The 13,299-nt window shown below is 67.4% G+C and carries 11 protein-coding genes; 2 read left to right on the top strand and 9 right to left on the bottom strand.

Annotated features, from left to right (window positions below; genetic code table 11):
- Window positions 1-127 precede the first annotated feature (127 nt).
- On the top strand, window positions 128-880 hold the full coding sequence (locus L5G33_RS14935) for a DeoR/GlpR family DNA-binding transcription regulator (RefSeq protein WP_236998983.1): 753 nt from the start codon (window positions 128-130) through the stop codon (window positions 878-880).
- Between the two features lie 29 nt (window positions 881-909).
- On the opposite strand, the gene L5G33_RS14930 is transcribed toward L5G33_RS14935, so the two are convergent.
- The 8 genes from L5G33_RS14930 to L5G33_RS14895 all read right to left on the bottom strand — a co-directional run bounded on the left by L5G33_RS14930 (window position 910) and on the right by L5G33_RS14895 (window position 10,951).
- Window positions 910-1,515: a TetR/AcrR family transcriptional regulator gene (locus tag L5G33_RS14930; protein ID WP_236998982.1), complete on the bottom strand. Its 606-nt coding sequence runs from the start codon at window positions 1,513-1,515 to the stop codon at window positions 910-912.
- Entirely contained in the window at window positions 1,512-2,306 is a 795-nt protein-coding gene (locus tag L5G33_RS14925; RefSeq protein ID WP_236998981.1) for an enoyl-CoA hydratase family protein, read from the bottom strand. Before L5G33_RS14925 ends, L5G33_RS14930 begins: the two co-directional genes overlap by 4 nt.
- 50 nt (window positions 2,307-2,356) lie before the next feature.
- Window positions 2,357-3,514: an acyl-CoA dehydrogenase family protein gene (locus L5G33_RS14920; RefSeq protein WP_236998980.1), complete on the bottom strand. Its 1,158-nt coding sequence runs from the start codon at window positions 3,512-3,514 to the stop codon at window positions 2,357-2,359.
- 74 nt (window positions 3,515-3,588) lie between these two features.
- Window positions 3,589-5,610 (bottom strand): acetyl/propionyl/methylcrotonyl-CoA carboxylase subunit alpha, encoded by a 2,022-nt coding sequence (locus L5G33_RS14915; protein ID WP_236998979.1) that lies wholly within the window; start codon window positions 5,608-5,610, stop codon window positions 3,589-3,591.
- 11 nt (window positions 5,611-5,621) lie between these two features.
- Complete coding sequence (locus tag L5G33_RS14910; RefSeq protein ID WP_236998978.1) at window positions 5,622-7,217, bottom strand: acyl-CoA carboxylase subunit beta; 1,596 nt, start codon at window positions 7,215-7,217, stop codon at window positions 5,622-5,624.
- Window positions 7,214-8,374, bottom strand: coding sequence for an acyl-CoA dehydrogenase family protein (locus L5G33_RS14905; protein ID WP_236998977.1), 1,161 nt, complete (start codon window positions 8,372-8,374; stop codon window positions 7,214-7,216). The genes L5G33_RS14910 and L5G33_RS14905 overlap by 4 nt, the downstream gene beginning before the upstream one ends.
- Window positions 8,375-8,443: 69 nt before the next feature.
- Complete coding sequence (locus tag L5G33_RS14900) at window positions 8,444-10,165, bottom strand: acyclic terpene utilization AtuA family protein (protein ID WP_236998976.1); 1,722 nt, start codon at window positions 10,163-10,165, stop codon at window positions 8,444-8,446.
- On the bottom strand, window positions 10,166-10,951 hold the full coding sequence (locus tag L5G33_RS14895; protein ID WP_236998975.1) for a TIGR03084 family metal-binding protein: 786 nt from the start codon (window positions 10,949-10,951) through the stop codon (window positions 10,166-10,168).
- A gap of 119 nt (window positions 10,952-11,070) precedes the next feature.
- Between L5G33_RS14895 and L5G33_RS14890 the strand changes: the two genes are divergently transcribed.
- Window positions 11,071-11,976, top strand: a complete 906-nt coding sequence (locus tag L5G33_RS14890; RefSeq protein ID WP_236998974.1) for a PaaI family thioesterase — start codon at window positions 11,071-11,073, stop codon at window positions 11,974-11,976.
- Between the two features lie 56 nt (window positions 11,977-12,032).
- Here L5G33_RS14890 and L5G33_RS14885 read toward each other — a convergent pair whose 3' ends face one another.
- On the bottom strand, window positions 12,033-13,298 hold the full coding sequence (locus L5G33_RS14885; RefSeq protein WP_236998973.1) for a hypothetical protein: 1,266 nt from the start codon (window positions 13,296-13,298) through the stop codon (window positions 12,033-12,035).
- Window position 13,299: the final 1 nt, after the last annotated feature.

Genomic DNA, 13,299 nt, shown 5'->3' with positions numbered 1-13,299 from the left:
ACGTTATGGAACACACCAACGATTGCACGAAATCGCGCACCTTGTGCACGTAATCATGCAATTGGTCTTCGGGTGTGTCAATATTCACGCATGAGTGAATCCGTGCCGTCCCGCCGTGGGATGTTCGATGGCCGCTGACGACAGGCGGCGGGAGATACTGCGACGACTCCAAATCGACGGATACCTGGAGGCCGCAGCGCTCTCTCGCGATCTCGGCGTCGACGCATCGACCATTCGACGTGACCTCGACGCACTCGCGCGATCCGGGCAGGCCGAACGGACCCACGGCGGCGCGCGGAGTACGATCGGGGCGCCGAACGACATTCCGTACGCCGTCAAAGAAGGCGAACGACGCCACGAGAAGATCGCGATCGCCCGCGCGGCCGCCGCCGAGGTGCGCGACGGCCAGACCGTCGTTCTCGACAGCGGTTCGACGACGTTCCAGATCGCTCTCGAGCTACGGCACAAGCACGAGATCACGATCATCACCAATGACCTGCGCATCGGAAAGTACGCGGCCACGCTGCCGAGCGTCCGACTCCTCGTTACCGGCGGCGAACTCCTCGGATCGGTGTTCACGCTGGTCGGCGAACGATCCGTCGACTTCCTGTCCGATTACTCGGCCGACTGGGCGTTTCTCGGCGCCGACGCTATCGACCCCACCGCAGGCATTACCAACACGAACACCTTGGAGATCCCAGTCAAGCGGGCCATGATCCGCGCAGCAGACCGGTCGATCGTCGTCGCCGACAGCTCCAAGTTCGGTGCGCGCGCGCTCGCACGGGTGGCGACGCTCGACGAGGTCGACCGGATCATCACCGACCGCGAGCAGGCCATCGACCAGGTCGCCGACTACGGGCCGACCGTCACGTTCGCTTAGCTCCGCTGGGATCGCGACCTGTAGGTCGTTCAGTCGCGCCTCAGCGCCGCGGTCAACTGGTCCGCCCACGTCCCGACCACCTGGGCGCGCCGACGCGAATCGTCCGACAGCGTGCCCGCGAGGCCGAGACCGCGCGCGAGGTCGAGGGTGGCTTGCACGAGTCGGTGCGCGTTCGGGTCGGTCCCCTCGGGGTCGAGTCCGGCGAGCGTCATCGCGTGCGCGGCGCGCGCGAATTTGGCCTCTAACGGAAGAATTCGTTCGCGCAGCGCTTCGTCGGAGGCCGCGGCGGCCCACACCTGCAGCGCCGCACGGAAGTTCGGCCCCACGTAGATGTCGACGGCCCGTTCGACCACGACTCTGATCCGCTCGGGCCCCGGGGGAAGATCATCGAGGTCCTCCGCGGCGAGGGCGGTCAGGTCGGTGAACATCTGCTCCAACGCCGCAGTGATCAGTGCTTCGCGTGTCGGGAAGTGATGCTGTGCCGCTCCCCGTGAGACGCCCGCTTCTTCGGCGACGTGGGCGACTGTCGCGGCAGCCCACCCCTGGTCGGCGAGAATGTCGACGGCCGACGCGAGCAGGCGCTCCCGGGTGATCCGCGACCGGTCCTGCTGAGGTTCGCGCGCCGACGCGGTCACGACGCGCTCACATCCCACGACGGCTTCCGCTTGGACAGGAACGCGGTCATGCCCTCGCGTGCGTCGTCGGAGGCGAACAACGCAGCCGACTCCGCGGCGCGTGCCTGAGCGCTGGCGCGGAACTCGGCGAGGACGCCTGCGGCGGTCAACGCCTTCGACACGGCGAGTCCCTGCGGCGACGACCTTCGGACGCCCTCACAGATGCTGTCGAGTTCGGCGTCGAGGTCGGCGGCCGAGCCGAGCGCACGGGACACGACACCGAATTCCTCGGCCTGGTCGGGAGTGAACGTCTCACCGGTCAAGAAGTAGCGGCCGGACGCACGCGCCGACATCTTGGGCACCAGGACGAGGGAGATCATCGACGGCGCGAGCCCCAGCCGTGACTCGGTGAGCGCGAACGTCGCCTTCGGGCCGGCGAGCGCGATGTCGGCGGCTCCGAGCAGCCCGAACCCGCCCGCACGGACGTGCCCGTTCGCGACAGCGATCACGGGTTTCGGTGTCTCCAACATCGTTCCCATCAGTTCGATCATCGCCTGCGTGCCTTCCGCCGTCGCCTCCTCGGGGGACAGCCCACGGCCGAGAGCCTCCTTCAGATCGCCGCCGGCGCAGAACGTTCCGCCCGTGTGCGTCAACACCACCGCGCGGACCGCGTCGTCGGACGCCGCGCCCGCCAACGCCGCCTGCAACTGCGCCACCAGAACTGAACTCAACGCGTTCCGGTTGTCTGGAGAATCCAGCGTGATGATCGCGACGGCGGCGACGATCTCAGTGCGTACGAGAGTCTCGATCATGGGGGTCCTTGGGTAGTGGGGCCGATGCAGGTTCCGGTCGAGAGCCGACGTCAGTATGACTTCGGCAAGCCCAGGCTCGTCTGGGCGACGAAGTTGAGGATCATCTCCCGACTCACCGGAGCGATACGGGTCAGGCGCGAGAGCGGAACCATCGCGGCCACACCGTATTCGACCGTGAGACCGTTGCCGCCGAGGGTCTGCACCGCCTGGTCGACGGTCTTCACACAGGCTTCGCCCGCCGCATACTTGGCCATGTTGGCCGGTTCGGCCGCGCCCCAGTCGTCGCCGGAGTCGTACAAGGTCGCAGCCTTCTGCATCATCAACTTGGCCATCTCGAGTTCGATCTTGCACTGGGCGAGCGGGTGCGCGATCGCCTGGTGCGCGCCGATCGGAGCCTTCCAGACCGTGCGCTCGTTCGCATAGGCGACGGCCTTCGTCAACGCGAAACGTCCCATGCCGACGGCCGACGCCGACGCCATGATGCGCTCCGGGTTGAGACCCGCGAACAACTGGCTCAACGCGGCGTCCTCCGACCCGATGAGGGCGTCGGCAGGTAGCCGGACGTCGTCGAGGAACAGGGTGAACTGCTTCTCCGGGTTCTTCAGGTCCATGTCGATGATGGTGGAGCTGAAACCGGGCGCATCGGTCGGCACGATGAAGAGAGCGGGCTTGAGGCGGCCGGTCTTCGCGTCCTCTGTCCGCGACACGATCAGCACGGCCTGCGCCTGGTCCACCCCCGAGATGAAGACCTTCTGCCCGTTCAGGATCCACTCGTCGCCGTCCCGGCGGGCCGTGGTCGTGATGTTGTGCGAGTTCGATCCGGCATCGGGTTCAGTGATGCCGAACGCCATCGTGATGCTGCCGTCTGCGAGACCCGGGATCCACTGCTGCTTCTGCTCATCGGTACCGAATTTGGCGATGATGTTGCCGCAGATCGCAGGCGACACGACGAGCATCAGCAGCCCGGTGCCTGCTGCCGCGATCTCCTCCATCACGATCGACAGTTCGTACATACCTGCCCCGCCGCCGCCGTACTCCTCGGGAAGGTTCACCCCGATGAAGCCGAGTTCGCCTGCTTCACGCCACATCTCGTCGGTCTTGCGGTCGTGTTCGGCGCAGTCGAGGAAGTACTGCTGGCCGTACTTGTTCGCGAGTGCTCGGACGGCTTCGCGCAATGCGGTGCGCTCGTCGTTCTCGATGAAGGTCATGGAATTCCTATTCGTTGGTGTGGTGGTGGGCGAAGCGCCCAGTCGGATAAGTGGCGCTGGTCAGGGAAGCGCAACTAGTCGGGTTCGGCGATGACGGCGAGGACGTCGCCGACGGAGAGCTGCCGTCCGGGCTCGACAGCCATCACGGACACGACACCGTCGGACGGGGCGCTGATCGTGTGCTCCATCTTCATGGCTTCGAGCCACAACAGCGGTTGGCCTGCGGTGACGGCGTCGCCTTCAGCGACCACGACTCGGATGACCGACCCCGGCATCGGCGCCAGCAACGACCCGGGTCGGGCCTGTGCCGCCGGGTCGACGTAGCGCGGGACCCGCGCGAACGCGACGGACGCACCCGGCCAGTCGACGTTCACCGTCTGCGCACCGGATGCTCGTTCGGTGCTGACCGACACCGTGTAGCGACGGGTCACACCCCCTGTCGCGATGACCACCTCGTCGGACGAGACCGAAACGACCGTCGACTCCGGGAGGTCGGGCAGTTCGACGCCCGAGCTGCCGAACCGGTAGCGCGCGACGATCTCGTCCCCGTCCACTGTCCCCCCGCACGCGGTGTACCTCTTCACCTGGTAGTCGGAGGCGATGTTGCGCCAACCGGACGGCAGCGAACCGAGCGTGCGTGCCGTCGACCGATTGATCGCCGATTGTGCGAGCGCTGCTGCGACAGCCGCGACGCGGACGTCCTCGGGTGACGCCAGCGGTGCCGACAGGACGTCGAGACCGACGGTGTCGAGGTACGCGGTGTCGGTGTCGCCGGACAGGAACGTCTCGTCGCGCAGTGTGTTGACGAGCATGTCGCGATTGGTGACGACGCCGTGGATCTTCGCATCGCTCAACGCACGCGCCAGCATCGCGGCGGCACGCTCCCGGGTCGGCGCCCACGAGATGACCTTCGCGAGCATCGGGTCGTAGAACGTCGAGATCTCGCTGCCGTCGGCAACGCCGGAGTCGACGCGCACCCCCGGCCTCGACAACTGTTCGAAGTGCGCCGAGGCAGGCAGGTCGATCGAGGTGACCGTGCCCGACTGCGGCTGCCAGTCGTTCGCCGGGTCCTCCGCGTACAGGCGGACTTCGATCGAATGCCCCGCGGAGACCGGCTCCTGTTCGGGCAGCGCCTCCCCTTCGGCGACGCGGATCTGCCACGCGACCAGATCGGTTCCCGTCGTCAGCTCGGTGACCGGATGCTCCACCTGAAGACGAGTGTTGGTCTCCAAGAAGAAGAACTTCCCGCTCCCGGCTCCGCTCCCGGCGTCGGCTAAGAACTCCACCGTCCCGGCGCCCCGGTACCCGATCGACTCCACGGCCAGACGCGCCGCCGAGTACAGACGTTCGCGCATATCCGGACCGATCCGCTCCACGAGCGGAGCCGGAGCCTCCTCGATCACCTTCTGGTGGCGACGCTGGATGGAGCATTCGCGTTCACCGACCGCCCAGACAGTTCCATGGTCGTCGGCCATCACCTGGACTTCGATGTGATGGCCGCGTTCGATGTACGGCTCGCAGAACACCGTCGGGTCGCCGAACGCCGACTCGGCTTCTCGGCGCGCCGCCGCCACCGCGTCCGCGAGTTCGGCGACCTCACGGACGATCCGCATACCGCGGCCGCCGCCGCCCGCCGACGCCTTGATGAGCAGCGGCAAATCCGCTTCCGTCACGGCGTCGGGGTCAATGTCGGTGAGGACGGGGACGCCGGCGGACGCCATCAGGGCCTTGGCGTTGACCTTCGAACCCATCGCCGTGATCGCAGCGGCGGGCGGGCCGATCCACACCAGCCCCGCGTCGACGACGGCCTGCGCGAACTCGGCGTTCTCCGACAGAAATCCGTAACCGGGATGGATGGCGTCGGCGCCTGCCGCGTGCGCGGCGGCGATGATCTTGTCCGGTCGCAGGTACGTCTGCGCCGACGTCGAACCCGGAAGGGCGACAGCAGAATCGGCCATGCGCACGTGAGGTGCGTCGGCGTCCGGGTCGGAGTAGACGGCGACGGTCCGCAGTCCCATCGTTTGGCAGGTGGTGAACACTCGACACGCGATCTCGCCACGGTTGGCGACGAGCACGGAGGTGATGGTCTGTGTCATGAAGTTCTCCCTCACATCCGGAAGACGCCGAAATTGCTGGTGCCCTCGATCGGGGCAGTCGCAATCGCGGACAGGGTCTGGCCGAGAATCGTTCGGGTGTCACGCGGGTCGATGACCCCGTCGTCGTAGAGCATCCCGGACAGGAAAGTCGGCACTGATTCGATCTCGATCTGGGCCTCGATCATCGCGCGCATCCCGGCGTCAGCCTCCTCGTCGACGACGCCGCCGCGAGCCTCGGTGGCGGCCCGGGACACGATCGAGATGACTCCGGCGAGTTGCTGCGCGCCCATCACCGCGCTCTTGGCGCTCGGCCACGCGAACAGGAACCGCGGATCGTAGGCGCGACCGCACATGCCGTAGTGGCCCGCCCCGTAGCTGGCACCCATCAGGATCGAGATGTGCGGGACCGTCGAGTTCGACACCGCGTTGATCATCATCGCCCCGTGCTTAATGATGCCGCCCTGCTCGTACTCTTTGCCGACCATGTAACCGGTCGTGTTGTGCAAGAACAACAGCGGCGTGTCGCTACGATTGGCGAGCTGAATGAACTGGGTCGCCTTCTGGGCCTCCTGCGAGAACAGCACGCCCTGCGCGTTGGCGAGAATGCCGACCGGGTAGCCGTGCACGGTCGCCCACCCCGTGCACAGCGAGCTACCGTATTCGGGTTTGAACTCGTCGAAGTCGCTGCCGTCGACGAGCCGCGCGATCACCTCGCGCGGATCGAACGGGATCTTCAAGTCGCCGGGCACGATCCCGAGCAGATCCTCGGCGTCGTACAACGGTTCGGCGACGGCGACCGGTTCGGGTCCCCGCTTACGCCAGTTGAGGCGGGCCACGATGCGTCGGCCGATGCGCAGCGCGTCCTGTTCGTCCGCGGCGAGGTAGTCGCTGAGGCCGGACACACGCGCGTGCATCTCGGCGCCACCGAGCTCCTCGTCGTCACTCACCTCGCCGGTGGCCATCTTGACCAGCGGAGGACCGCCGAGGAACACCTTCGACTGGTCTTTGATCATCACGACGTGGTCGCTCATGCCGGGGACATATGCGCCGCCTGCCGTCGAGTTGCCGAAGACGAGCGCGATGGTGGGGATGCCCGCCGCGGAGAGCCGCGTCAGGTCGCGGAAGAGTCGTCCGCCGGGAACGAACACCTCCTTCTGCGTCGGAAGGTCCGCGCCACCCGACTCGACCAGCGAGATCACCGGGAGACGGTTAGCGAGCGCGATGTCGTTGGCACGCAGAATCTTACGCAACGTCCACGGGTTGGACGTGCCGCCTTTGACGGTCGGATCGTTCGCCACCAGCATGCATTCGACGCCGTGGACGACGCCGATGCCGACGACGACGGACGCGCCCACGGTGAACTGCGAGCCGTGTGCGGCGAGCGCACACAGCTCGAGGAACGGTGAGTCCTCGTCGACCAGCAGTTCGATGCGCTCGCGTGCGGTCATCTTGCCGCGCTTGCGGTGGCGCTCCACGTACTTCTCACCACCACCGACGAGGACGGTGCGGAATTCGACGTCCAGATCGGCGAGCTTCGCGTTCATCGCTTCGACGTTCGCGATGAACTCGTCTGCGCCCGTGTCGATTCGGGACTTGAGTACGGTCATGCCTGATACCCCAATCGTTTCGCTGCCAGGCCGGTGAGGATCTCTGTGGTCCCGCCGCCGATGCCGAGGATGCGCATGTCGCGGTACTGGCGTTCCACTTCGGATTCGCGCATGTACCCCATGCCGCCGAACAGTTGGACGGCCTTGTTCGCCACCCACTCCCCGGTCTCGACGGCGGTGTTCTTCGCGAAGCAGATCTCTGCGATCAGATCGTCTTCGGACTGCACCCTCCGCTCGACGACGGCGCGCGTATAGGTGCGAGCGACGTCGATGCGCCGAGCCATCTCGGTCACCGAGTCCTGCACCGACTGCCGCGCGATGAGCGGCTTCCCGAACGTCTCCCTGTCCCGGACCCATTCGAGGGTCAGGTCGAGGCAGCGCTGTGCGCTCGCGTACGCCTGCACGGCCAGAGCCGCGCGCTCGGTGACGAATGCCTGCGCGATCTGTGCGAACCCCGAGTTCTCCGGTCCGACCAGGTTCTCAACGGGCACCCGGGCGTCGACGAACGACAACTCGGCGGTGTCCGACGAACGCCACCCCATCTTGTCGAGTTTGCGCGCCACCTCGAAGCCTGGCGTGCCCTTCTCGACGACGAGCAGCGAGACGCCTGCCGCCCCGGGCCCACCCGTGCGGACCGCCGTGACGACGAAGTCGGCGCGTACCGCCGAGGTGATGAACGTCTTGGCTCCGTTCACGACGAAGTGGTCGCCGTCCTTCACCGCGGTCGTCGTGAGATGTCCGACGTCGCTCCCGCCGCCCGGTTCGGTGATGGCCAGACTGCCGATCAGACGTCCCTCGAGTGTCGGCCGCACCCACTTGTCGATCTGTGCCGGATCGCCCGCCGCGATCAGATGCGGCAGCGCGATCCCGTGGGTGAACAACGACGCGAACACGCCGCCGGCCCCGCCCTGGTAATGGAACTCCTCGCCGAGGATCGTCGCGTCGATGAGGTCGCCCCCCGAACCGCCGACCGTTTCGGCGATACCGAGACCGAACAGTCCGAGTTCAGCGGCCGCACCGTGGACGTCGCGCGGGATCAGACCGGTCTGCTCCCATCCGTCTTGCTGACCGATGATGTGGCGATGCGTGAACCCGGCGACGCTCGCGCGCAGCGCGAGACGTTCGGGACTGTCCCACAGAGGACTGGGGATGGGCACGTAATACTCCTTACGTCGTGTTCCGCGGGTTGCGCGGGATTCGTTCTCAGCGAGCGGGGCGGGCCCTTCTCAGCGCGCGAACTGTTCGGGGATGTCGACGACCCTCGACCGCAGCCATTCGCCGAGGCCTTTGGCTTGCGGGTCGAAGCGGACGTTCTCGGCGACGCCGCGGCCGAGCACGCCTTCGATGACGAAGTTGAGCGCATTCATCTGCGGCAACCGGTAGCGGTGGACAGTCAGGTCGGCGACCTCGGGCAACAGATCCTTCAGGTTGTCGACGGTCAGGATTTGGTCGAGCCAGGTGAATTCGGCCCTGCCCTTCGTCCAGACGCCGATGTTGGCGCTGCCGCCCTTGTCGCCGCTGCGCGCGCCGACGATCTCGCCGAGCGGCGCCCTTCGGGTGGGACCCCAGTCGTCGACGGGCCCCGAGTCGGGGACGCTGTGGTCGCGTCCGGGCTCGGTGCGCAGCGGTGACGGTTCGATGAGGACGGACACGCCGTCGGGTTGATTGACCCGATGTTCGACGAGCCCGGCGTCGACGTAACCCGGTTCGAACACGCCGTACGGCGCGCCGTTGCCCGGAGGAGAGGTCATTGTGAAGCCGGGGAAGCTGGCGAGGGCCAGTTCGACGGCGGTCGCGCTGAACGGCCGGCCGACGACCTTAGGGTCGGGGTCGCGGGCGACGCACCGCAGCACCGCGCTCGCCTGCTCCTGCGTGTCGGCGTCGGCGCGGTCGAGTCGGGACAGCTCCCAGGTGAGTTCTGCGGGGCGGCTGGGCAGCGCGGCTTCGAACTGTGTCTGGAAGAGCGCGGCCTTCGCTTCGACGTCGAGGCCGGTGATCACGACGTCGACTTCGTTGCGGACACCGGCGAGGTGGTTCAGCGAGACCTTGAGATCTCTTGGCGGGGCTTCTCCGCGCACGCCGGTGATCGCGACCCGATCGGGTCCGGCCTGTGCGAGTGCGATCGTGTCGAGCAGCGCCGTCGCGTCCGGGTTGTAGTAGCGCGGCCCCTGCACCTCGTACAGGAGTTGCGCGGTCACCGTGCCGACACTCACGGCGCCACCGGTGTCGTCGTGCTTGGTGATGATCGACGATCCGTCGGAGGCGACCTCGGCGATCGGGAAGCCAAGGGGTCGGTCCATCGGGATCTCGGAGAAGAACGAGTAGTTGCCGCCGGTCGCCTGCGTTCCGCATTCGATGACGTGCCCCGCGACGACTGCTCCGGCGATCGCGTCGAGGCCGTCGTAGCCCCAGCCGAAGGCCGCTGCTGCGGCCCCGACGGTCAGCGACGCGTCGGTGACGCGGCCGGTGACGACGACATCGGCGCCGCGATCGAGGGCGGCTTTGATGCCGAAGCCGCCGAGGTAGGCGTTGGCCGTAATCGGCGTGCCGAGACCGAGCTCGGCGGCCCGCGGCGCGAGATCGTCACCGTTCACGAATGCGATGTGGGCGTCGACGCCGAGCTGCTGGGCGAGTTCGCGCAGCGCGACAGCCAACCCGTGGGGGTTGAGACCACCCGCGTTGACTACGACTTGCACGCCCTTCTCGACGGCGAGGCCCAGGCTCGTCTCCATCTGTCGCAGAAACGTCTTGGCATAGCCGCGGGACGGGTCCTTCATGCGGTCCTTGCCGAGGATCAGCATCGTCAGTTCGGCGAGGTAGTCGCCGGTCAGATAGTCGAGCTGTCCGCCGTCAAGCATTTCGTGGACGGCAGTGAGCCGATCGCCGTAGAAGCCGGACGCGTTGCCGATCCGGACCGATCCGGACGTCGAAGTCGGGTCGGGAGCCATTCAGTGTCCTTCCTGCGAGGGTTCCCGTCCGGGTCCGGGCGGGCCTGCGAAGCATTGCGCAATCGACGCCCACTCGACCGCGTCGTCACCGATGAGCTCGAGGTCGAGGTCGGCGAGCGCGCGCCGTTGCGTGACGAGTTCGGCGAAGTGCAGGGCCGATCCGCGGACGATGTTCGACGCCTCCGGCGGCCCCCACGTCCAGATCTGTCCGTCGGGCGCGGTCACCTCGACGCGGAACGGATCGGTCGGCGGCGTGCGGCCATGTACCAGGTAGGCGAAGTCGCGGGTGCGGACGCCGATGTGCGCCACGTTGCGGAGCCGGTCGGTCGGCTCTGGGACGACGCCGAGCGCGTCGGCGACGTCGAGTCCGTGCGCCCAGGTCTCCATGATCCGCGCGGTCATCATCGACGACGGCGACATCGGCGGCCCGAACCACGGGAGCTTGACACCGTCGGGCACTGCGACGAGCGCGTCGACGAGCCTGGTCCGTGTCTCTCGCCAGTCGGCGAGCAGGTCGGCGGGCGCCCGCGCCGCCTCGATCCGGGCGGCGGTGTCGACGAAGCCCGCCGGATCCTGCGTACCGACGGCCAGCACCTGCGCCGAGAACTCCTCGGGGTCCGTGGCAGCGATCAGCGACACCCGGTCGGTCCAGAGGACGTGGCCGATCTGATGGGCGATGGTCCAACCCGGCGCGGGAGTCGGTTGTGACCACTGGTTCTCGTTCAGGTCCGCCACGAGGGCGTCGAGCGCGGCGTATTCGGCGCGCAGATCGTCGGCAATGCTCACGCGATGAGCGTCACACACGATCAGAAAATAATCAAGCACGCCTGATTGTTTTAGTGAATCTGCTGAAAGTCCCCCACCGCGACCCAGGTCACACCACTGCTCCTGCTAGACAGATCGGTATGAGCCCGGACCCCACCGATGCGACTCCCACCGGCGCGACCCCCGCTGATCCGTTCACGGCCTTCGCCGTCGGGCGGGACGTCGGCTTCGACGGCGCGGTGATGCACCAGGCACTCGGCTCCCGCGTCACCGACCACCGCGGGCTCATCGACCTGCCGGCCCTCGCCGTACTGTTCGACGACCTGGGCGGATACCGATTCTTCATTGAGGACCCCGCTGCCACGTCGTTGCAGTCCCGGCTGACGATGGCGATGCTCGACCGCCCGGACGTCGACGAACGCGTGCAGGCCACCGCGGACCTGCGCATGTCGTCGCCCGGCTACGGGACGACGACCGTCGAGATCACCGGTGACGGCGGACGCGTCCTCTGCTCGGGTCTCGCACGCAACGTCCGCGTCGGACGCGCGGCGAGTGGGCCCGCCGAGTTGAACCTCGCGGTACCGCAGGCTCCGAACGACGTGCCGATCGTCGACGCGCTGCCCGGGGGTCCCACCGGCCGGGAAGTGATCGACGCGATCCGGCAGGGCGCCCCGATCGGCCCGATCGCCACGATGCTCGGCGGATCGATCTCCGCCGCGGACGACGACGGCCTCACCTACACCACCGAGACCGCTGCGTGGATGGGCAACATGATGGGCACCATGCACGGCGGCATCATCGGCGCGGTCGTCGCCCAAGGGTGCTCATTCGGAGCACAGCTCTACACCGGTACCGGCCAGAGGTACCAAATAGTCGACTTCACTGTCGCCTTCCTCCGCTCCCCCGCCGTCGACGGCCGTCGCATCCACACACGCGTCAGCCCGGTCAAACTCGGACGACGCCTCTCGGTGTTCGACGCCGACCTGCGCGACGAGGACGGCACGCTGCTCGCGCACGCGACGGCAGACGTCCGCTTCGATGTGTGAGGGCCGCAAGCAGCGACAGCGTCGTTGAGATCTCGACGCGGAAGACTCACACAGTCTCACACGACGGTCAGCGGGAGGCTCTGCGACGGACCGCGGTCGGCGAAACTGAACGAGGCGCCCCCGGAGAACCGGACGATCGCGACCTCGCCGGATTCGCTCTGCGGCTCGCCGCGACCGATCCGGATAACCGTCTCGACCGGCCCGCCGAACGATTCGCCGACCACCCATGTCGGGTCGACCGCCGTCGACGCGGACTGCAGCGCGCCGAGCCGCCCGCCGGCGAGCAGACGCATCCACCCGCCGTCGGCCAGCGCGTCGGAGTCGCTCGGAATGTGGACGTCGACGCGCTCGTCGTCGACCGCCTCCGCGTACAAGCCGGTGTACTGTCTCGGCCCGAACACCGGGTTCAGGTTCAGCACGTCGGCGAGGGTCTGCGCGTCCGAACGGTTCTCGAAGACCGCGGCACGCACACGTTCGGACGCGATGCCCGCGATCCCGATGAGCTGCTTGTCGAAGATGTCGTCGGCCGCGGCGTCGTCCGCGCGACGGAACACCGAGTCGAGAAATCCCAGCGCCAACAGCTGATGCTGGAGGGTCACCTCCTCCAGGATGCGCCGCAACGCCGACGCCGACCATTCGGCGAAGTTCAGGTCTGCGACGAGCGGACCACGGTAGTCCACCAGTCCGTCGGTTGACGCGGGGTCGATGGGGCTGAGTTCGACCGTCGCCGCTCGGCGGGCCAGCATCGGCTTGGTCACTTCGGGCAACGGCAGTTCGTCGCGGTCGGGTTCGATCGTCACCGCCCACTCACAGTGCGGCGTGCGATCGACCGGCATTCGCGGCGGACGATGCACCGGCCGGATCCGTGCGCGACGATTCGTCGCGATGGCAGTGGCGTCGAACGTCGGATCCTCGATCGTGTGGCACATCGCGGTGACGTAATCCTCGCCCATCGGCTCCACGTCGAGCAGTGCGCCGCAGTGGTCGAGCACGAACGACCCGTGGTATTCGTCGTCGACGCGGTAGCGGAAGTCCATGAACTGGGGCGGAGCCCCGATGTCGAGCTGCAGGCACTTGAACATGTCGACGACACCGTCGCCGTCGATTCCGAGCGCGGCACGCATTCGTCCCGTGTACACCGGGCTCGCCGCCATCCACTCTTCGATCGCGACCTGCGCCATGCCGTCCCGGCCGAACGCCGAGATCAGGTGCGCCATCCCGCTCCGGTCGATCAACTGCCCGGTCAACAACAACTCCGGCACCAGCATCGCCAGCTGATCGCCGGTCAGTCGATCGAGGGTGGCATTCGGGTCGGTCGTCATC

This window comes from Gordonia liuliyuniae, from assembly GCF_021738805.1.
GTDB classification, from domain to species: Bacteria; Actinomycetota; Actinomycetes; order Mycobacteriales; family Mycobacteriaceae; genus Gordonia; species Gordonia liuliyuniae.
Note: the sequence above shows the minus strand (reverse complement) of the source record. Positions and strands in the feature narration are given on the sequence as shown.